Origin of the sequence: Lysinibacillus sp. Ag94 (assembly GCF_023242215.1) — a bacterium.
GTDB lineage: Bacteria > Bacillota > Bacilli > Bacillales_A > Planococcaceae > Lysinibacillus.
In genome coordinates this window covers 3,376,849-3,398,553 of sequence record NZ_CP096780.1, presented here as the reverse complement: position 1 = coordinate 3,398,553, position 21,705 = coordinate 3,376,849, and the positions used below count along the sequence as shown (strand labels likewise).

At 36.5% G+C, this 21,705-nt stretch carries 16 protein-coding genes and 1 other annotated feature; of the genes, 14 read left to right on the top strand and 2 right to left on the bottom strand.

Going from position 1 to position 21,705, the window contains the following annotated elements:
• Window positions 1-148 precede the first annotated feature (148 nt).
• From MY533_RS15745 to MY533_RS15730, 4 genes are all read left to right on the top strand, one after another.
• On the top strand, window positions 149-1,810 hold the full coding sequence (locus MY533_RS15745; RefSeq protein ID WP_248716701.1) for a hypothetical protein: 1,662 nt from the start codon (window positions 149-151) through the stop codon (window positions 1,808-1,810).
• 351 nt (window positions 1,811-2,161) lie between these two features.
• Window positions 2,162-3,616, top strand: coding sequence for an S-layer homology domain-containing protein (locus tag MY533_RS15740; RefSeq protein ID WP_248716700.1), 1,455 nt, complete (start codon window positions 2,162-2,164; stop codon window positions 3,614-3,616).
• A 19-nt stretch (window positions 3,617-3,635) separates the two neighbouring features.
• Window positions 3,636-6,539, top strand: coding sequence for a vWA domain-containing protein (locus MY533_RS15735; RefSeq protein ID WP_248716699.1), 2,904 nt, complete (start codon window positions 3,636-3,638; stop codon window positions 6,537-6,539).
• Window positions 6,540-6,792: 253 nt separating this feature from the next.
• Window positions 6,793-7,623 carry an MBL fold metallo-hydrolase gene (locus MY533_RS15730; RefSeq protein ID WP_371873360.1) on the top strand — a complete coding sequence of 277 codons (831 nt, stop codon included), beginning with the start codon at window positions 6,793-6,795 and terminating at the stop codon, window positions 7,621-7,623.
• Between the two features lie 175 nt (window positions 7,624-7,798).
• On the opposite strand, the gene MY533_RS22370 is transcribed toward MY533_RS15730, so the two are convergent.
• Together MY533_RS22370 and MY533_RS15725 are read right to left on the bottom strand one after the other, a co-directional pair.
• Window positions 7,799-7,972, bottom strand: a complete 174-nt coding sequence (locus MY533_RS22370) for a GNAT family N-acetyltransferase (RefSeq protein WP_371873359.1) — start codon at window positions 7,970-7,972, stop codon at window positions 7,799-7,801.
• 11 nt (window positions 7,973-7,983) lie between these two features.
• Entirely contained in the window at window positions 7,984-8,244 is a 261-nt protein-coding gene (locus tag MY533_RS15725; protein WP_248716697.1) for a hypothetical protein, read from the bottom strand.
• A gap of 195 nt (window positions 8,245-8,439) precedes the next feature.
• Here MY533_RS15725 and MY533_RS15720 point away from each other — a divergent pair, with 195 nt between their 5' ends.
• The 10 genes from MY533_RS15720 to MY533_RS15670 all read left to right on the top strand — a co-directional run bounded on the left by MY533_RS15720 (window position 8,440) and on the right by MY533_RS15670 (window position 21,540).
• A complete protein-coding gene (locus MY533_RS15720) occupies window positions 8,440-8,973 on the top strand; it encodes a hypothetical protein (RefSeq protein WP_248716696.1) in 534 nt (177 codons plus the stop codon).
• A gap of 546 nt (window positions 8,974-9,519) precedes the next feature.
• On the top strand, window positions 9,520-10,884 hold the full coding sequence (gene hemA / locus MY533_RS15715; protein WP_248716695.1) for a glutamyl-tRNA reductase: 1,365 nt from the start codon (window positions 9,520-9,522) through the stop codon (window positions 10,882-10,884).
• A gap of 194 nt (window positions 10,885-11,078) precedes the next feature.
• On the top strand, window positions 11,079-11,906 hold the full coding sequence (gene ccsA / locus MY533_RS15710) for a cytochrome c biogenesis protein CcsA (RefSeq protein WP_132357006.1): 828 nt from the start codon (window positions 11,079-11,081) through the stop codon (window positions 11,904-11,906).
• Between the two features lie 18 nt (window positions 11,907-11,924).
• Window positions 11,925-12,857, top strand: coding sequence for a hydroxymethylbilane synthase (gene hemC, locus MY533_RS15705; protein ID WP_248716694.1), 933 nt, complete (start codon window positions 11,925-11,927; stop codon window positions 12,855-12,857).
• Window positions 12,847-13,608, top strand: coding sequence for a uroporphyrinogen-III synthase (locus MY533_RS15700; protein ID WP_248716693.1), 762 nt, complete (start codon window positions 12,847-12,849; stop codon window positions 13,606-13,608). Before hemC ends, MY533_RS15700 begins: the two co-directional genes overlap by 11 nt.
• A complete protein-coding gene (gene hemB / locus MY533_RS15695; RefSeq protein WP_248716692.1) occupies window positions 13,605-14,585 on the top strand; it encodes a porphobilinogen synthase in 981 nt (326 codons plus the stop codon). The genes MY533_RS15700 and hemB overlap by 4 nt, the downstream gene beginning before the upstream one ends.
• Window positions 14,586-15,878, top strand: a complete 1,293-nt coding sequence (hemL, locus tag MY533_RS15690; protein ID WP_248716691.1) for a glutamate-1-semialdehyde 2,1-aminomutase — start codon at window positions 14,586-14,588, stop codon at window positions 15,876-15,878.
• A gap of 519 nt (window positions 15,879-16,397) precedes the next feature.
• Window positions 16,398-16,844: an SRPBCC family protein gene (locus MY533_RS15685; protein ID WP_132357001.1), complete on the top strand. Its 447-nt coding sequence runs from the start codon at window positions 16,398-16,400 to the stop codon at window positions 16,842-16,844.
• A 488-nt stretch (window positions 16,845-17,332) separates the two neighbouring features.
• Complete coding sequence (locus MY533_RS15680) at window positions 17,333-18,220, top strand: valyl-tRNA synthetase (protein ID WP_248716690.1); 888 nt, start codon at window positions 17,333-17,335, stop codon at window positions 18,218-18,220.
• Between the two features lie 268 nt (window positions 18,221-18,488).
• Window positions 18,489-18,769, top strand: a binding site (T-box leader).
• Between the two features lie 125 nt (window positions 18,770-18,894).
• The gene (locus tag MY533_RS15670; protein ID WP_248716689.1) at window positions 18,895-21,540 is read left to right on the top strand and encodes a valine--tRNA ligase; all 2,646 of its coding nucleotides are present in this window, start codon (window positions 18,895-18,897) and stop codon (window positions 21,538-21,540) included.
• The last annotated feature ends 165 nt before the right edge of the window (window positions 21,541-21,705 follow it).

Here is a 21,705-nt window from a genome sequence, read left to right as displayed (position 1 = left end):
GCTTGAAATTGGAAGCTACCTCTATCTTTATGTCTAATGGTAGATTTAAAAAGTAAGTAAAAGCACTAAAATGTAACTTTTTGAATAGGAAAAACTACCAATAGTACGATATACTATATATTAATAACAATTTTTTAGGAGGCGGGATTTGTTGAAGAAGATTCCATACATACTAATGATTGTGTTACTAACGGTTCTCGGATATTCATCAAATAATACAGCTCATGCTGCCCAAATGGTGACTGGAACCTTTGTTGATGTAACATTTTCAGAATATGCAAATTCTAACGGAGTAATAGAAAAAAAGCTAAGTAAAATTACTTTGCAAAATGAAAGCGGACGTCAAGTTACATACAATATAAATGATAATGCCCGCCTGTATATTAATAATACAGTGACAACAATCGAAGGCTTTAAGATGGGAATGCAAGTAGAAGCTGAAATTTCTCTTCGTAGTGTTGTTGAGCTGCGAGGTACTTCTAATTCTACAAGTGAAACAGAATCTCCAACAGTTACACAAAATACAAAAACACTTGCTGGAGTAGTGACAAGTATTGATCCAAATGGACTATTCATTATGCTGAAACCAGATATTGGGGAGGAAACAACTTACTATATAAATAAAGATACAGATTATCATAAAAACTCCTCAGCTGTCGATATTAGCGCTTTATATGTGGGAGATCGTGTTAAGCTTAGCCTTAAAAATCGAAACACATCCATTGTCACAAAAATAGAAATTAGTGAGATGGGTACATTAGTTGAAAACCTATATAAAGGTGAGATACAGGCTGTTAATGCCAATACAAATAAATTAACTGTCAAAAACCAACATGCTTTTATAAATTGGCAGTTTGGCTCTGACACAACAACGGCTTTATCAACAATGAATTTTTCATCGAAGGTTCCTATATATGTTGGAAATACAAAAATTGAAAAAGGTCAGTTGAAAAATTACATTGGCAGTCAAGCATATTATGCAACAGTTAAACAATTTGGCAAAGAAGTGATTGAAAAGATTGTTGTGTTGAAAAACAATGAGCGAACGTACTATGAGCCTATGCTTTCTGTAGATACTAAATATCAATTATTAAAACTTAAATCTGCTGGTACATTATACTTCCACGATGGAACGATTTTAATTAGAAATGGTCGTTTAATTGAACCTACTGGCTTATTAGCGTATGGTACAGCCTTTGTAATTTCGGACGGTGCTGCACGTGATCATTATGCCCAAGTTGTTCAAGTAACAAGTGATAGCTTTATGTCACCAAACTTATCAGGTCATGAATTATATTATGGACGTTTATCTCAAGCAGATGGCTATTTAATCGAAATTGATGATGCGATGAAGATTGAGTCAAATGTCTTCAAGAAAACGGAGCGAACTGTACTATCAGTTAGTAATTCAACAAAAGCCATAGTAGATAATGGTAACAAAATATATAGTGTCATTCCTGATATTGAGCTTCATTTATATGAAGGCGAATATGGCTACTTCTATGTAAAGGATGGTCATGTACAGGCCCTTCATATGCTTAATAAAGCGAAGCCTGTTGCACCATTAATGTTAACTGGTAAACTACAGTCAGTTAAATCGAAATACCCAGCAGTAATTAATGTGAAGAGCGTTAGTCAATGGCAAAATGGTCGCTGGTATGAAGCTGGTGAAATGGTTGATATGAATATTGACCAAGCTACAATTATTAAAGCTGGTAAAGTTATTCAAGCATCTGATTTAAAACCTTCTGATCGTTTAGTAGTATTATCAGATCGTTTTGTCAAAGCTCATTTAATATTAGTTGATTAATAATTTAGAAGTCTGTGAGTCTTTTGCGAGTTTACGTTAGCACTGCGCTTTCGCACAAAAAACAATTGCCGCTGTCGCTATGCTATCGCGCAAAAGACTTTTGTTGCTGTCGCTGCGCTTTTGTATAAAAAACAATTGGCTGTAGCTACACTAACCTCTGCAGGCCTAAGTACAAAGTCAATTCCGGACGCAATTATGCCGAGGCACAATTGACCTTGAATTTTTCAGGTGTGTTGAAAAAGCAGATAAGAATGATAAAACAACACACCTGATTATTTTGTAAAGTAGAAGAAATTTATTGACAGCTCCAGATGCGGATATGTATGGAATGAAAGTGAGGGACAAAAAAGAATGCGAAAACATTTATCTAAAATAATGTTAGTGGTTCTTGCTGTATTTATTATTGGAATTACTATCCCAGAAAATGCATTAGCTGTTTCATTAGAAACAACAGGTTCTGTAAAAAATGAATATACATATGAGGAAGCTGTTTTCATTACAGGAACACCCATTATATTTAAAGGTACTAGTAAAGACATTAAAATTACACAAAAAGAATCTAAAGGAAAGTTAACCGAAACACATAGTCTAAAGCTAAAAGCAAGTAATGGTGCTACATTGACACGAAATATGACCTATGAATCTGATGTCGTAGATTATGCTACAATTGGTCAAAAAACATCGAATGGTGTAGTGAAAAAGTATACTGAGAAAATTGTTGTTGGGAAAATAACATATACATTGGTAGATTACCAATTTTCACAAGGGACTGTAGCGGACAATCGTGCAGCCTCTGATTATTACTCAGGTAATGTGATTTCAAGAAAAACATATGCCTTTCAAACTGGAACTGGAAAAAATGCAGTTCAAAATACAGTAACAATTGATACTGATAGTCGTCATGCCGGCTATGAAAACTTCTGGGGAGCGACAGAAACACAAATTACAGAAGCTGTTTATAAATATAGCGACGGTAAGACTAGCCATGTGAAAAACCGTTTATCGACAAGCAAATCACGTGTACTAAACTATGAAGAAAACCTAGGAAGTTTAGGTAGCTTTGATGGTGGATATGCGGTAGTAAGTGAAAAAGATGTTATTTCTGAATATACGTTTGATTTATACTCTGGGCAAAAAGGTACTCTTGATTTAGATAAAGAATATATGCCAACAATAGAGCGTTTAATCATTCCTAAGTTCCGTGATTTATCAAAGCATTATGCAAAAGGAGCTATTGAAAAATTATACTCTTTAGGTATTTACTCTGATGCAAGTAACTTCTTCTCACCAAATACCCCTATGAAGCGAATTGACTTTACAACGGCGATTGGTAAGGCAGTTGACTTACGTGTTATGGAAGAACCGAAAACGAAAAAATCGACATCAGCTACTAGTATTTTTAAAGATGTTAAACGTACGGTGAAAGATTATGCCTATATTGAGTCTGCGTATAAAAAAGGAATTATTAAGGGTGTAACGCCAGAGTACTTCAAACCTGATAATCAAATTACTCGAGCTCAAGCCGCTACGATTTTTGTACGTGCATTAGGGCTAGAAAATAAGGCGCCAGATCCAGGCTATATGACGAAATTTAAAGATGATGCGCAAATTCCGGACTATTCAAAAGACGGTATATACATTGCGAATGAGTTAGGATTAATGACTGGTGACCCTATAACAGGTCGATTTAATCCAGATCAACCATTAACACGAGCACAAGCATCCGTAGTATTAGAACGTTTCTTGAATTATTTGGAAAGCGATTTAAAACAAAACTATCGAGATGACATATTGTTCTTTAATTAACGAAAGGGCTGAAAAATAAATGACCTATGCTAAAAAAGCATTTCTATCTCTGCTTTGTTTCGTACTAATTTTGGTGACAGCAGCTCCAGCTGTGACCCAAGCGGCTACGACAATTAATGATGTCCCAACAAATAACGGTAAATACAAAGCTATTTCGTGGGCAGTCGATAATGATCTACTCTCATTAAATAGCGCTAATAACTTTTTACCTAATGAACAAATAACTGATCGAGAGCTTGTAGTAATGTTTGCGAAGCTCGATAAGAACTATGCATTAACATATAACGAAAGTGTCGCATATAACTTTTACAGCGAGTTTTACTTACCGTTCAATGGTACTTACACAACAGCAAATCGTTCGAAAGCTGTTACACGTGGACAATTTGCGCGTATATATGCCGCCTTTAAAGGTTTAGATTTAGACGAGCCGCAGGCGGTTCAATATTTATACACAAATGATATCTCAACAGGAAGCACAGGTAAAAAGACATTTGCCGATTTCGATCCTTCTACAAAGCTGACTCGTGGAGATATTGCTGAATTTTTATATCGCAGTGTACAAAACGGCAACTTTGCTGTACTAGGATTAAAACGTGCAGCAGCAGGTCGTGATAATGATAAAATCACATTACCGCCAGGCTTCATGGGCTCAAACAACGCAGAATTTGAAGTGCCAAAAGATAATTCTAATGATTTTACTGGACCAGAGTATGTGAATAATGCTCTTCAAAGTATTGATGTAGAAAAACCAGATTTAATTGCAAATGATCAAGATTCAACGCTCATTACGGTATCTTTAAAAGCTTGTAATGGTGATCCAATACCTGATGATAAATCTTATACATTCCGTGTAACTTCGTCATATGGAGCAAAAATCGTTGACACATCTGGTGAGGCTGTTCGAAATGTACAATCAGATGGCTCTACTGTCTCTGCAATTGTTATAGCACCAAAATTAACAAAATCTGTACGTGATACAATTACATTTGAGCTTATTAACAACACTGATCCTGGTATGAAGTGTCTTGTAGGAGAGAAATTGAATGCACATGTACGTTACTCACCTCAGCCAGAAATGCGCATTGATTACCAAGTGTATGATCCAGCAAACACGGATGATAATAATGGAAATGTCACACCTCCATATGTACCATATGAAAAATTACCAACGTTCTTTACTGAAAACATTATTAACGTTCATTGGATTAACCCAGAAGAAAAGCTATTTAGTATTGGACAGCAAACGAATGTAACGAATAGTTTAGGAAATGTGGAAAATAAATATTTACAATATGGTGGCAGTGATAAAAATTACCCTGCATTAGGCTATGAAAATGCCATCTTACAGTTTGAGAATTATAATATTTCAGTTTGGCTATTCGAAACAATTATTCAAAAACGCTTAAAGGATTCCATTAGTGATAAAGTTGAAATCATGTATATGATTTCAGATGATGGGCGTCCTATTTACCGTATTCAAGGAATCGATGATGCGATTGCCTCACAGGTTGAGAATATTAATCCAGTCGGTTCTATTATTCAACTTATGGGCTATATGCCAGACGAAAAACAGCTGACGCTCGAGCATTATGATAGTGTTATGAAAATTTATGCAATTCTTACAAGCTTGAGTAACTATGATCGAACAGTATTATTAAAATACCAAGGTGGTAAATTACTCGGTCAAGTAGAAGCCTATAAAAAACGAGTAGAAGCATTAAAGGAAAGTGCAGATGCGGCATCAAGACCATCGGGTAAAGATCGTTATACTAAGGTAATGGTTACATTAGTAAGACCGGGTGGAGAAATTATTACTGACTATCAAGGAACAGTGAAAATTAAATTTGATGGTGTTGAGAAAACAGCTTCATTTGTGACAAATACTTCGGATTATTTAAATCACACAGGAAGCCCAGGGACAGCTGTAGCGTACTTTGATTCGGTTATTTATGGAAAATCAAAAGCTGAAGCAACATTAGTTAATAAAATAGATCCTCGTTATGCAACAATATTGAAGGATTTTAAAGATAAAACAATAGTAAAGGAAATTTTCACAAATCCTTACTTTAGTAAAAATTCTTGTTCTTTAGCAACAGAAGTTGCTTACGTAGTCGATTACTCTGCTTCCATGAAAGCTTCTGACCAAACAAATTATCGCGGTAAGAAGATGATGGAGGTAATCAATCAAATTAAGGCTAAAAATAATATTGTTATTGAAACAAATACAAAAGCTACTGTTCTTGGAGAGGGCACTACAGACAATGTCTTGAAAAAAGATCTATATAAAGCATCAAAAGAGAAGGGTGCTACAGATATTTTTGCAGGTATAGATCTCGCTCTGTCTAAATTCTCAAATGACTCGAAAACTTCAAAAGCTATAATTGTTGTTTCAGACGGTAAAACAAGTAAATCTAAAATGACAAAAGTGCTGAACGATGCGAAAAATAAAGGGGTTAGAGTTTACACTGTAAGTATCGGTAAAAAATCACAAGTTAATGATGCCGTTTTAATGCAACTGGCTACTGAAACTGGTGGTACTTATTACCACGCTAATGATAACTTACAATTACATCAAGTTTTCCAAAAAATTATTGATGCAATTTTATGTAAAACTTCGCCTTCAAGTTGCGTGAATCCTGAAGATTTATTTGAAGAAGCGACAGTCACTCTACGCAAAGGCAATATTACGATGAATGCAAAAATTGATGGTAATTGCTCAAATGTTGCAATGATTAATGTACGTTTCCCTTCTTTAAGTGGAGATGTGCAATTTGAATTGACAAAGCGTAGTGATAATGTCTACATGCTAACAAAAACAGTGCAAACAATGCAGGACTTCAAAGTTAATAATGAGATTGAATTTGTAGCATATGATAAAGACGGTAAAATTATAGCTACTAAAACTGTGACAATCACAAGTTAATAGATAAAAGTTAAGCTGAACTAATTTTAACAATTAGTTCAGTTTTTTTATTACATCTTTATGCGGTTGATTTCCATTCCGACTAGGCGCTTTGCTTTCGCTACAGAAAACATTTGTTGCTACCCTATAGTCTGTTTGGAAGAAATGGATGGATCACTTTAAAGCTGTCACAAATATTTACAGAATTATTTAGATTGGTCTCGTTACTTAGCAAGGAATATGAGAACACTATATTGAATAAGTAACAAAGGTGATCATTTCTAGTATTGAAATTCATACTCGTATTTTTGGGGGGATTATTATAGTTAAGGACTCGTGGTTTACTGTTCAGGAAATCGATAATAAAACATTCGCAATTAGTGAATATGGACATTGGGAAAAGGTGCATTCATTTCTATTAGTCGGCAATGAAAAAGCAGTTCTTATTGATACCGGTCTTGGAATTAATAATATTAAACGTATAACGGATCAATTGACTGATTTGCCGATTGACGTTTTAACAACTCATGTGCATGTCGATCATATTGGAAGCCATGGAGAATTCGAAAATGTTTATGTTCATGAAGCTGACTCAGATTGGTTAACGAATGGTATTACAGGATTGACGATAGAACAAATAAGAACAGATATTAGTAGAGATATAACAATTCCAACTCCAAAAACCTTTAATCCAGAAACGTATAAACCATATCAAGGAACACCAACTGGCTTATTACAGGATGGTGATGTGATTGAGATAGGAAATAGACAATTAATTATTCATCATACCCCTGGGCATTCTCCAGGTCATATATGTGTTTTTGACAAAACAAACGGATATTTGTTTACTGGTGATTTACTATATGATGAAACACCTATTTATGCTTATTATCCTTCGACTAACCCTCTTGATTTAATTGATTCCTGGGAAAAGATATCAAAGATCCAAAATGTCACAAAAATTTATGGTTCACATAATACATTAGGTCTTGAACCAAGTATCCTACAAGAACTCATAAACGCAGTTAAGGAACTTAAAGAAAAGGATCTAGTAAAGTTTGGAACAGGGATTCATAAATTTAAAGGGTTTAGTGTACAGTTTTAATTCTATCTTCAACGAAAAATGGGATTGTAGCCACTATAACGATGTTTGTTTTAAGAGAACAATAGTATAAAGAAAGTAAAAAAAGCAGTGTTATAAAAAATTACACTTAACAAAGCCTATTTTTACACTTGTTCAAATATGGTTCAATTCATGCAACGCTTTAATGTGTAACTAATTAGTTTATTCTCTTCGTTGAAAAACCTGCTTTAAAGTATAAACGATTCGCTTTGTAGTTGTTATTGATTACACACAATCTGATCTCATTTATATTCTCATAGTTAAAAATTTCTTGAATAACCTCTTTTAATAGTCTTGTGCCTAGACCTTGATTTTGAAATTTTAGAGAAATCGCAATATATTCTAGACTAGCTTCTTCCAGACTTCTGCTGAATGTCCATCTATATCTAAACCAATAGCTGCAATCATTTCATTTTGCTCGTTACGCATAATCACAAAGGACAGATGATCATCCGCTACAATAAAGTTTTCATTTATATCATTAATAATTTCATTAACATTTAAACCAACATAGCCACTATGAGAAGTTTTTTCTTTATTTAACTTTGAAATGAAACCCCCAATATCTTTAATATCACTAACCTTTGCTAACTCAATAAACATTGTCCACTCTCCTAACTCCTCTTTTTTTTAATAATATAATAAATGGAATTTTTTCACTATAATTCTTATGAAATAATAAACATAGATTTCACTCATAATTGATCAAAAGCCTTTAAAACATTTGTATTGCTTTCATCTGATAAATTTAATGAATTTGGGAATGTTACACCTAAAGATATTTTAAGGTGGAGACAAATGAATAGAACTGTTTCTTTTTTCTTAGTTTCGTTTTGTACATTTTTTTTAATCACATTACATGTATCTGCCAATGATAAACCGAGTCCTTATGAAGAAATATATCCTGAAATAGGATATAAGTCGGTGGAAGAAGCAGTGGATGATTTTGAACAACACTTTAACAAAAAATTAAAGCTACCACTTAGAGTACCTCCTATAAGCTTTACACATCATTTTGGACGATTCTCCGATTTAAAGTATGAAGGTAATGACGCATTTGAAGTGAAATTTATCAATGACCAATTATCCGAAAATCACTTTAAAATTGATATTCGTCCACTTAAGTATAAATTGCCCCTAAGAGAGAAATATGTAGTGAATACTTTTAAATTAAAAAATGGGAATGCAGCCACGTATATAACTATTTCAGGTTTTAATGTCCTCGTTTTTGAGAGAGACAATTTGCAGTATATGCTAAGTATAGATAAGCGGGTTTCAAATAAAGTAACTCCTGAGACTTTAGTAGACATAGCCAATTCTATTGATTATTAAATGGATCAAAAAATTTAATGTGACTCGAGAACAATAGTATAGAAAAGGTAAAAATAGCCTTGTTAAAGATAAGGTTATTTTTTTATATCTTAAAATAACTTTTATTTAAACTGTCCAAATGTAGTTCGACTCTATTAGGATTTTAAAACGTATATCATGTGAATAAGTTGATTGGAGTGGAGACTGGGCGACTTCTTGGGGATCAGCGATAGAGGAACGAAGGCTAAAACCATCATATCCTGTGATAACGCCTTCGTGACCAACCTCGTGTTGGCCCGAGACTCTGCAGCGAAGCAAAGCGGCAGCAATAAAGCGCCCAGTCGGAACGGAAATCAACCACACGTTTTGATAATAGCTATTAAAGAAAATGTTCTGGAAAACATTAAATTTGAAACAGGAAGTATAATTTGTTACACTTAGTTTATAATAATTCTAATGTAGATAACGAATTTCAGTTCTTCATGACATGTTCACAAATTATTGATGAACTCTTGTCGAACTGTGCTATAATGAGATTTGTTAATTAGAACGTGAGAGGTGTTATTCATGCATACCATCGTAGTAGGCTTGAATTATAAAACGGCGCCAGTTGAAATTCGTGAAAAGTTATCATTCATAGAGAGTGAACTACCACAGGCAATGGAAGCGCTGCAGAAGCAAAAAAGTATATTAGAAAATGTTATTGTTTCGACATGTAACCGCACAGAAATATATGCAGTAGTTGATCAATTGCATACCGGACGTCATTATGTGAAACAATTTTTAGCAAATTGGTTCGACATACCTGTGGAGACATTTTCTTCGTATTTAACAATTCGTGAAGAAGATGAGGCAATCGAACATTTATTTAAAGTGACTGCTGGAATTGATTCGATGGTACTTGGCGAAACTCAAATTTTAGGACAAGTACGAAAAAGCTTCTTAAATGGACAAGAGATTGGAACAACAGGTACGGTATACAATCAGCTATTTAAACAAGCGGTGACATTTGCGAAGCGTGCACATAATGAAACGGCTATCGGTGAAAACGCGGTATCTGTCTCTTATGCAGCAGTGGAATTAGCGAAGAAAATATTCGGATCTTTACAACGGAAACATGTAGCAATTTTAGGTGCAGGGAAAATGGGGGAACTTGCTATTGAGAACCTTTACGGTAGCGGTGTAGGAAAAGTAACCGTTATTAACCGTACGTTCGAAAAAGCAGAAAGCCTGGCAGCTAAATTTGACGGTGAAGCAAAATCTATGAAGGAATTACAATGCTCGTTATTAGAAGCGGATATTTTAATTACGTCTACAGGTGCAACAGATTATGTTATTGACTATGAATTGATGCAATTTGTTGAACGTTTGCGTAAAGGTAAACCATTATTTATGGTAGATATTGCAGTTCCGCGTGATATTGATCCGCGTGTTGGAGATTTACCAAATGTTTTCTTATATGATATAGATGATTTGCAAGGCATCGTCGAAGCAAACTTAGCTGAACGTGAACGCGCTGCGGCTGATATTTCTGTAATGATCGGCAAAGAGGTTGTACAATTTAAAGATTGGGTTGCGACACTTGGCGTTGTCCCTGTCATCTCGGCTTTACGTAAAAAAGCGAATCATATTCAAGAAGAGACAATGATTAGTATCGAAAATAAAATGCCGGATTTAACGGATCGAGAACGTAAAATTTTAAGTAAGCATACAAAATCTATTATTAATCAATTGTTAAAAGAACCAATTCTACAAGCTAAGGAAATGGCAAATTCACCAAAAGCAAATGAACAGTTACGTTTATTCCAACAAATTTTCGGTATTGAGGATGCTGTGGAAGCTGAAGTTACTGCGATGACAGAACAAGAGCTTGAACGCAAAAAACGCGTACAGTCGTCACAAACTTCCACTGAACCAAAGTATTCTTTCTAAAGATAACTATGTGTTCGGGGTGTAACTTTAGAATTATTAGTTGTTCCTTCGAATTTTTCGCGCGAACGAGATTTTCTACTGATATTAAATGAGGCGTTTTCGTATCTGTATGGTAAACTAAGGATACGAAAACGTTTTTTTTCTAGGCTAAAGTACATGACTTTAGCACTCTCAACATAAAGAAGGGATGTCTATTGGCTGATTTGACAATGACAAGGCTCTATGAAGTAATGATCGTCTTGTATGGGATCAGTCTAGTATGTTACTTTACTGATTACTTTTATAAGCAAATAAAAGCAAGGCGAATTGCTTTTTGGCTTGTTTCATTCGTATGGGTAATTCAAAGTGCCATTATATTATTAACTTTTGTGGAATCGAAGCGTTTTCCGATTTTATCGTTGTCAGAAGGGATTCTCTTTTATTCCTGGTTGCTCGTGACATTATCAATTATTTTGCACTGTATTGCACGGGTTGATTTACCGGTGTTTATTATTAATATACTAGGATTTTTATTCGCTAGTATCTTTACTTTTATGCCGAAACGGTCAACAGGAGTAGTAAGCGATACATTAATTTCGGAATTGCTTTTTATTCATATATCATTTGCAATATTATCGTATGCAATGTTTTCGTTAACATTTGTTTTTGCGATATTGTATTTAGTATTATATCGTTTGCTTAAAAAGAAAAAATGGTCACATTTATGGACTAGGTTACCTTCACTACAGCAGACGAGTAACTGGATGAATGTTTCATTTTTCATTGCTATTCCAGTGCTATTTGTAAGTTTAGTTTTAGGGTTTGAATGGGCACTACTAACGCTAGAGAGTTTTTCAATTTTTGATGCGAAGATTATTGGGTCCTTTATTATTTTAATTTTGTATTGCTTTATATTGTATGCGAATCGTAAAAGTAAGCTGACAGGGACAACTTATGCGTGGGTACATATATACGCTTACCTATTAGTTGTTGTTAACTTCTTTTTAGGAAGTAGTTTATCACGATTCCATTTATGGTATTAGAAGAGAGGTTGGAGACTGTTGAGAAAAATTATTGTAGGTTCTAGGAGAAGTAAGCTAGCTTTAACTCAAACAAATTGGTTTATCAATGAGTTAAAAGCTGCTGGTGTACCATTTGAATTTGAAGTGAAAGAAATTGTGACGAAAGGTGATCAAATTTTAGATGTGCAGCTATCTAAGGTAGGTGGTAAAGGGCTTTTCGTAAAAGAAATTGAACAAGCACTTTACGACAAAGAAATAGACTTTGCTGTTCATTCTATGAAGGATATGCCTGCAGTACTGCCTGAAGGATTAGTAATTGGCTGCATTCCACCACGTGAAGATGCACGTGATGCATTTATTTCAAAAGGACATGTGAAATTTGCCAATCTTCCAGCAGGAGCTGTTGTTGGGACAAGTTCTCTTCGTCGTAGTGCTCAACTTTTAACAGTCCGTCCGGATATAGAAATTAAATGGATTCGTGGAAATGTGGATACACGTTTAGCTAAACTTGAAACGGATGAATACGATGCTATTATTTTAGCAGCAGCGGGACTAAAACGCCTTGGCTGGAGCGATGATGTAGTTACTGAGTTTTTACCTGTTGAAGATTGTCTACCAGCAGTAGCACAGGGCTCTCTAGGTATTGAATGTCGTGGAGACGATACGGAGCTATTAACAGAATTAGGTAAGTTAACAGATAGCATTACATGGCAAGAAGCACATGCAGAACGTGCTTTCCTAGCTGCTATGGATGGAGGCTGTCAAGTACCTATCGCAGGATACGCAAAGTCTAATGGGGAAGAAATTACATTAACTGGACTTGTTGCTGCCCCAGATGCTTCAGTTGTTTATAAGGAAACGGTTGTGGGCACTGATGCGGAAGCAGTTGGAAAAGAGCTTGCTAAAATTTTAACGAAGCAAGGTGCTTTTGATTTAATTCAACGAGTAAAGGCAGAGCAAGATGCAAAATAATTTACCTTTAGAAGGTAAAACTATTATTTTGACAGGTACATCTAAAACGACAACAATAATAGATGATATTACAGCTTTAGGTGGCCAAGCAGTAATTGCCCCATTGATAGAAACTTGCGAGCTAATCAATAGAAATGATGATATGCAACTAGAGTTAGCGCGTCAATTTGAATGGCTCATTTTTACGAGTCAAAATGCTGTAGAAGCTTTTGCTAGTAAGATGCGCCGATTCAGCGTAAATGCAGCGTATTTTCCAGGGAAAATTGCTTCTATTGGTACTAAAACTACTACAGCCCTAGAACAGCTAGGATTCCATGTGAGTTTTATGCCCTCTATATTTAGTGCAGATGTATTTGTTCAAGAATTTCCTAGTGTAGCAGGTAACAATCCTACATGTCTATTTATTCGTGGAGAAAAAGCGAAAAAGACATTGAAGGAAGGGTTGCCCTTTAAATTGAAGGAATGGACAGTATATCAAACGATTGAGCGACACGACCAAAAGCAATTATTGATTGAATGTATCCGCGCGAATAGCGATGTCACAGTGATTTTTGCTAGTCCTTCTGCTGTTGACGTCTACGCCAAGGATGTAGCTTCGGTAATTGGTTGGGAGGCAGTACGTGTAGCTGTAATCGGTCATATTACAGAAGCAGCTATTTTGAATCACGGTGCTATTGTGGATGTTATGCCGAGCGTATATACAATGCAAGCAGTCATCGAGGAAATAACGAAAGTAGGAGAAAGAAAATGACAAAATTACAATTTCAAAGACATCGTCGTTTGCGTGCAAATGCTGCCATACGATCAATGGTAAAAGAAACATACTTACACAAAGAAGATTTAATTTATCCAATCTTCGTTATTGAAGGCGAAAATATTAAAAATGAAGTATCTTCTATGCCGGGAGTTTTTCAATTTTCATTAGATAAACTTGAAGCTGAGATTGATGAAGTTGTTGCTTTAGGTATTCCTGCGGTTATTTTATTTGGCTTACCTGCAGAAAAAGATGCAGTCGGAACTGGTGCATTCCATGATCATGGTATTGTGCAAGAAGCAACACGACTTATTAAAGCTCGCTACCCAGAGCTTTTAATTATTGCAGATACATGCTTATGTGAATTTACAGATCACGGACATTGTGGCGTAATTGAAGGCGATCAAATTTTAAATGATCCTTCATTAGATATTTTAGCACGTACTGCAGTATCACAAGCAAAAGCCGGTGCGGATATCATCGCTCCTTCCAATATGATGGATGGATTTGTGGCTGCCATTCGTGCAGGTCTAGATGAAGCAGGCTTTGAAAATGTTCCGATTATGTCATATGCCGTAAAATATGCATCTAGCTACTATGGTCCATTCCGAGAAGCTGCTGATGGTGCGCCTCAATTTGGTGATCGTAAATCATACCAAATGGATCCATCGAATCGTATGGAGGCATTCCGTGAAGCAGAGTCGGATATTGCAGAAGGTGCAGATTTCTTAATTGTTAAGCCAGCTCTAAGTTATTTAGATATTATTCGTGATGTGAAAAATAACTATACATTACCGATTGTTGCGTATAACGTTTCTGGTGAATATGCAATGATCAAAGCAGCGGCTATTAATGGCTGGATTGAAGAGAAAAAAGTAGTGCTTGAAACGTTACTTAGCATGAAACGCGCAGGCTCAGATTTAATCATTACGTATCATGCTAAAGATGTTGTACGTTGGTTGGAGGAGAAATAAATGACGCGTTCTTACGAAAAATCAAAACAAGCTTATGCTGAAGCAATTAACTTAATGCCAGGTGGTGTTAGTAGCCCAGTACGTGCATTCAAATCCGTAAATATGGATCCAATTTTCATGGAATCAGGTCACGGTGCTATTATTAAAGACATTGATGGCAATGAATATATTGATTATGTATTATCATGGGGACCTCTTATTTTAGGTCATGCACATCCTGAAGTTGTACAAGCAATTGCAGAAACAGCAGCCAAAGGCTCTTCGTTTGGAGCACCTAGCTATACAGAAAATCGATTAGCTAAATTAGTGTTAGATCGACTTCCTGGTATGGAAATGATTCGCTTCGTGTCTTCTGGTACAGAGGCTACGATGTCTGCTTTACGTGTGGCTCGTGGTGTTACAGGACGCGATAAAATTTTGAAATTTGAGGGTTCTTATCATGGTCACGGAGACTCCTTACTAATTAAGGCAGGCTCAGGGGTAGCTACATTGGGCCTACCTGATAGCCCAGGTGTCCCAGCGGATATTGCACGTAATACGTTAACAGTAGCGTACAATGATTTAGAAGGAGCAAAACTAGTTTTCGAAAAGTTTGGTTCAGAGCTTGCGGCAGTAATTGTTGAGCCAGTGGCAGGGAATATGGGTGTTGTACCTCCACTACCAGACTTCCTACAAGGCTTACGTGAATTAACAAAGGAACATGGATCATTGTTGATTTTTGATGAGGTTATGACAGGCTTCCGTGTTGACTATGGCTGTGCACAAGGTTATTTTGATGTAACACCAGATATGACAACATTAGGAAAAGTAATTGGCGGTGGACTTCCTGTCGGTGCATTTGCAGGGAAAAAGGAAATTATGGAGCAGGTAGCACCAGCTGGTCCAATTTATCAAGCTGGAACATTGTCAGGGAATCCATTAGCAATGACGGCAGGCTATGAAACATTATCTCGCCTTGATAATAGCTCTTATGAATACTTCAAAAAGCTAGGAGATCAATTAGAGTCTGGTTTCCGTGAAGCAGCAACGAAATACAATATTCCGCATACTGTAAATCGAGCTGGTTCAATGATAGGTTTCTTCTTTACGAACGAAGATGTTATAGATTTTGCATCAGCAAAAACGTCTGATTTGCAATTATTCGCTGAATACTTCCGTCTAATGGCAGAGGAAGGTATTTTCTTACCGCCTTCTCAATTTGAAGGTTTATTTATTTCTACCGCACATACAGAGGAGCATATCGCAAAAACAGTTGATGCCTTCCATAAAGTATTTGCACAATTAGCAAGATAATAGACAGTTACAAAATAGCATGCTAGAAATATTTTCTGGCATGCTATTTTTTTGTTTAAGTAATACGATATGTCTTTATCTGGGTCATCATCAAAACGAGTGGTTGATTTCCGTTCCGGCTAGGCGCTTTGTTGCTGTCGCTTCGCTTTCGCACAGAAAAAACATTTGTTGCTGTCGCTTCGCTTTCGCACAGAAAAAACATTTGTTGCTGTCGCTTCGCTTTCGCACAGAAAAAACATTTGTTGCTGTCGCTTCGCTTTCGCACAGAGCAAAAGCTTCCTGGGGGCGTCAGATGAGCAGCTTCACTCGACTCCAATCAACTTATTTGCGTAGTAGATGTTTTAACAAAAATCATCCACAGCTTTTGGTGATGATCCATTTTTACCTGTTAAATGACAATGAATGTATGATCGTTCCCGTTTGAAAAAATTTTATTAAAATTATAACTTTCAGCATAGCCAAATTGTGGGCGAAATCGTATATAATATAGCTATTCGTAAAAGAAAGTAGTGAATTGATATGGCAACTGGCACACATATGGTCGAAGTACCCGTAGGAATTGAAAATGTATGGGATTTCGTCAGTGATATGGAAAAATGGGCAAAGCTTGTCCCAGGTTATAATGCACATGAAATGATTGATGAAAAACATTCAAATTGGACGTTTAAAGGCAATGTTGGTGTTCTGAAAAAAACAGTACAAGTAGAGATTACTATTTTAGAATGGGTAGCTCCTACAAAAGTAACATTCGAATTAAAAGGACTTTCTGATAACTTTTCAGGAAACGGTTATTTCCTAGCAGAAAGTATTGATGCAGAAAATACAAAAATGACAGGCTTCTTAGAAGTAACTGCAGGAGGATTAGCCGGTCCGGTTTTAAATCCAATCTTTAAGCCGATTGTACCTAAAGCAACACAAATGTTAACAGACCGTGTAGCAAATAAAATTAAATTGGTGAATGTATAATAATACTGTTAACTTCTTTTTGGCGGATGTTCAAATGCTTGCTGAAATAGGGGAACTCAGGCTAAAAAATTTCACATCCTGTGAAAACGCCTGAGTGACCAACCTCAGTGTTGTTGCCGCTGACGCTTCGCTTTCGCGCAAAACACTGTTGTTAGCCCAAAGCACTATCATGGAATCGGCTTTGTAAAAGCAAATTCCAGACGAATTGTCGAGGCATAACATAATTGATATAAACAGTAAAAAGGCATGCTAGACGTTCTAGTATGCCTTTTTTAGCTTATTATTGGGGCTGATCCCCATTACGGCCGGGGCGCTCCCCTTGGGAACAATACAAAAATCCGAATGCATTGATATCATCACGAAAACAAAAAGTAACAGTTATATTTTTACGCCAAAACGAAATTGCTTAATCATCCTATAGCATACTATCCTTCGAAGCTTCATATGATGCAAGGGGAGGGATTATTATCGAACAGAAAACTTGGAATATGAGTGAAACTTTTTGTTTTCCTGGTTATGGCAGTCCAACAGAAATAGCAGACGTACAAATTATGCCACGGTGGCAGACGATGCAGTTAGAAGATTCTCTACGTTTAATGGGTATCTATCATATCACAGCACATGTTCGTTTTGATTTTCAAGACATGAAAGCTTTCCTTGATGATGAAGAATTAGTACAAATTGATGCGCTCGATATTCAAGGGGATACTGGTTATTTTGAGTATGCAGTTCCTTTAAATGTGGATTTACCAAAAGAAGCAGCTATTGAAGATTTAATGGTAAAGGATGTTCGACCTAAATTGAGGAATCAGATGTGTCAGCTCGAATGGACGGTTACAAGTATTTTTAATGAGCCTGAGCCAGCATTCGCTTTAGAAAAACAGCCTGTTACTGTCAATGCCTCAGCTCAAATAGAGAAGGGATCCCCTATAAAAGAAACGGCAGCTGTAATAGCTTCGATTCAAGAAGAAAAACCTGCGGCTATCGAAGCTTCGATTCAAGAAGAAAAACCTGCAGCTGTAGTTGCTTCGGCACAAGAAGAAAAAACTATAGCTGTAATGGCTTCGACACAAGAAGAAAAACCTACAGCTGAAGCGGCTACAGCACAAGTAGAAAACTCTACAGTTGTAACAACATCAGAACAAAAGGAAAAATCGGTAACATTTAAAAAGGAAAAGTCTGAAGCGATAGTAGCTTCAGACAAAAAAGAAAAGACTGCACCAGCTGAGCAAAAAACAATGTTGAGGGAATCCTCAAGTCATATTGTAGTCCGTGAATCCAGCTCCTGGCATGAAGTTCCATCGATGATTTGGGATTTAACGGAAGATTACACACCGCTAAAGGTTCGTGTTTCAAATGACTTCATTCAAAAGTAAATAGCATAGAAGTAGCAGGAGCAATAAGATGATGAAATCTCCAGATGTTGGAATGATGATGACACGTATAAACTGAAAAACACAAATTGGTACAATTATCGTTTTGCAATAAAAACGAAATTGTCGTAACCATGGTGGTAAAAGCCAAGGATTATACTTACGTCGTCGCATTTGAATTTTCACTTCCTTTTCTAGTAGTGCTTCCTAAAAATGACTAAATCACTTGAAAAAATGCACGATTTTGCGGTACAATGTGAAAAAGTCGAATATAGATGCTATGACAGGGAAGAGTAAATTATTAGTACATTTTAAGAGAGGAAACGGTAGCTGAAAAGTTTCTATTTGTACCTAATTGAATGTAGCCCTCGAGCAGCTTTAGTGAACTAACAGTAGTTAAAGCCGGTTAAACACCGTTACCGAATTGAGAGCCAGTAGTAAAAGGTTTAAGCGAGTAGTACATGTTTTTCTGATGAAATGTGTGGGGAAGCTTAACTCGCCTCTGCTGGAATTAAAGGTGGTACCGCGAATTTAAACTCCTTCGTCCTTTTAGACGATAGGAGTTTTTTTATTTTCATGAATCTTCTGCTACATGTGCCTCCAGCTGAGACATATAAACAGAACGATTGGTACGATCTCACACCGGTAAAATTATTAAGTCAACAGGAGGAGTCAAAATGACAGAAAACATTTCAATGCCTACAAAATATGATCCGCAGTCCATTGAAGCGGGTCGTTATGAATGGTGGTTACAAGGGAAATTTTTTGAGGCGCAGCCTACAAGTGATAAGGAGCCTTATTCTATCGTTATTCCACCGCCGAATGTAACAGGTAAATTACATCTTGGTCATGCTTGGGATACAACATTACAAGATATTTTAATTCGTATGAAGCGCATGCAAGGTTACGATGCACTATGGTTACCAGGAATGGACCATGCAGGTATTGCAACACAGGCAAAAGTAGAGGCCAAACTACGTGAAGATAATATATCACGTTATGATTTAGGGCGTGAAAAATTCCTAGAAAAAACATGGGAATGGAAAGAAGAGTATGCTGGGCATATTCGCGATCAATGGGCGAAGCTTGGTCTTGCATTAGATTATTCTCGTGAGCGTTTCACACTAGACCAAGGTCTTTCCGATGCAGTTAAAACTGTTTTCGTTCAATTATATGAAAAAGGCTTAATTTATCGCGGTGAACGCATTATTAACTGGGACCCTGCTGCAAAAACAGCCTTATCAGATATTGAAGTTATTTATCAAGATGTTCAAGGTGCATTCTATCATATGAAATACCCATTAGCTGATGGGTCAGGATATGTGGAAGTTGCAACTACACGTCCTGAAACAATGCTAGGTGACTCTGGGGTAGCCGTTCACCCGAAAGATGAGCGCTATCAACACTTAATCGGTAAAACAGTTATTTTACCAATCGTTGGCCGTGAAATTCCTATCGTAGCAGATGACTACGTAGATATGGAATTTGGGACTGGTGTTGTAAAAATGACACCAGCACATGATCCTAATGACTTTGAGGTTGGTAACCGCCACAACCTTGAACGCATTCTTGTTATGAATGAAGATGGTACAATGAACGAGCTTGCTGGCAAGTATAACGGTATGGATCGCTTTGAATGCCGTAAGCAAATCGTAGCTGATTTACAAGAATCAGGCGTGCTTATTCGTATTGAAGAGCATACACATTCAGTAGGTCACTCTGAACGTTCTGGTGCTGTTGTAGAGCCGTATCTTTCAGCACAATGGTTCGTAAAAATGCAACCACTAGCAGATGCTTCACTTGCTCTTCAAAAAGATGAAGAAGGAAAAGTGAACTTCGTACCATCTCGTTTCGAAAACACATATTCTCGTTGGATGGAAAACATTCGTGACTGGTGTATCTCTCGTCAGTTATGGTGGGGTCACCAAATCCCAGCTTGGTATCACAATGAAACAGGTGAAATTTACGTAGGAAAAGAAGCACCAGCAGATGCAGAAAATTGGACACAAGATGAAGACGTTTTAGATACATGGTTCTCGTCAGCACTATGGCCATTTTCTACAATGGGTTGGCCGGATGAGACAAATGAAGAATACAAACGTTACTATCCAACAAGCACACTTGTAACTGGTTATGATATTATTTTCTTCTGGGTTTCTCGTATGATTTTCCAAGGTCTTGAATTTACAGGTCAACGTCCATTCAAAGATGTTTTAATTCACGGTTTAGTACGTGATGGTGAAGGACGTAAGATGAGTAAATCACTTGGCAATGGTGTAGACCCTATGGACGTTATTGATCAATATGGTGCCGATTCATTGCGTTACTTCTTAGCTACTGGATCTTCACCTGGTCAGGATTTACGCTATACAACTGAAAAAGTAGAAGCCATTTGGAACTTCTCTAACAAAATTTGGAATGCCTCTCGTTTTGCTTTAATGAATATGGAAGGTATGACATTTGATGAAATCGACTTAACTGGTGAAAAATCAGTTGCCGATAAATGGATTCTAACTCGTTTAAATGAAACAATTGAACGTGTAACATCTCTTGCAGAACGCTACGAATTTGGCGAAGTTGGCCGCGAGCTTTATAACTTTATTTGGGATGATTTCTGTTCTTGGTATATTGAAATGGCGAAGCTACCGTTATACGGTGAAGACGAAGCAGCTAAGAAAACAACTCGTTCTATTTTAGCTTACGTTTTAGATCAAACGATGCGTCTATTACATCCATTCATGCCATTCATTACAGAAGAAATCTGGCAGCACTTACCTCATGAAGGTGAATCAATCACAGTGGCAGCATGGCCAACTGTACGTACGGATCTTCATTTTGCTGAGGAAGCAGACAATATGAAGCTCCTAATGGATATTATACGTTCGGTACGTAATATTCGTGCGGAAGTAAATACACCTATGAGCAAAAAAGTGCCGCTATACATTTCAGCGAAGGATGTAGCAACGGCTACAGTACTTGAAGCCAATAAAGCTTATTTAGAAAAATTCTGTAATCCAGAAACGCTAACAATTGGAGAAAATTTAGAAGCACCTGGTCAGTCAATGACAGCAGTAGTTACTGGAGCTGAACTATTCCTACCGCTTGTTGGACTTATTAATCTAGAAGAAGAAATTGCTCGTCTTGAAAAAGAATTAGAGAAGTGGGCAAAAGAAGTCAAACTTGTAACTGGTAAGTTATCGAATGAAAAATTCGTGTCCAAAGCACCAGAAGCATTAGTTAATGCAGAACGTGAAAAATTAGCCGATTATGAAAGTAAACATGCGGTTGTATTAAAACGTTTAGAAGAACTGAAAAATATGTAAGATTGGGACAGCGGATGGCGAAAGTCATCCGCTGTTTTTTATATGCAACAAAAGTTTTAGGTGAAAACATATAGTAATTAGATCATGTGGGAGCACTATTTATGCACAACAATTGCAAAAGTATTTCATTCAAAGTACAAGAGTTTTTTTCGAAATATATGTGTA

What these genes read in the sequence shown, in the direction of transcription:
- MY533_RS15740 (WP_248716700.1), top strand. Translation starts at nt 2,162, where the DNA reads ATGCGAAAACATTTATCTAAAATAATGTTAGTGGTTCTTGCTGTATTT.
- MY533_RS15735 (WP_248716699.1), top strand. Translation starts at nt 3,636, where the DNA reads ATGACCTATGCTAAAAAAGCATTTCTATCTCTGCTTTGTTTCGTACTA.
- MY533_RS15680 (WP_248716690.1), top strand. Translation starts at nt 17,333, where the DNA reads ATGAGTGAAACTTTTTGTTTTCCTGGTTATGGCAGTCCAACAGAAATA.
- MY533_RS15725 (WP_248716697.1), bottom strand. Translation starts at nt 8,244, where the DNA reads ATGTTTATTGAGTTAGCAAAGGTTAGTGATATTAAAGATATTGGGGGT.
- MY533_RS15670 (WP_248716689.1), top strand. Translation starts at nt 18,895, where the DNA reads ATGACAGAAAACATTTCAATGCCTACAAAATATGATCCGCAGTCCATT.
- MY533_RS15720 (WP_248716696.1), top strand. Translation starts at nt 8,440, where the DNA reads ATGAATAGAACTGTTTCTTTTTTCTTAGTTTCGTTTTGTACATTTTTT.
- MY533_RS15685 (WP_132357001.1), top strand. Translation starts at nt 16,398, where the DNA reads ATGGCAACTGGCACACATATGGTCGAAGTACCCGTAGGAATTGAAAAT.
- hemA (WP_248716695.1), top strand. Translation starts at nt 9,520, where the DNA reads ATGCATACCATCGTAGTAGGCTTGAATTATAAAACGGCGCCAGTTGAA.
- hemB (WP_248716692.1), top strand. Translation starts at nt 13,605, where the DNA reads ATGACAAAATTACAATTTCAAAGACATCGTCGTTTGCGTGCAAATGCT.
- hemL (WP_248716691.1), top strand. Translation starts at nt 14,586, where the DNA reads ATGACGCGTTCTTACGAAAAATCAAAACAAGCTTATGCTGAAGCAATT.
- MY533_RS15700 (WP_248716693.1), top strand. Translation starts at nt 12,847, where the DNA reads ATGCAAAATAATTTACCTTTAGAAGGTAAAACTATTATTTTGACAGGT.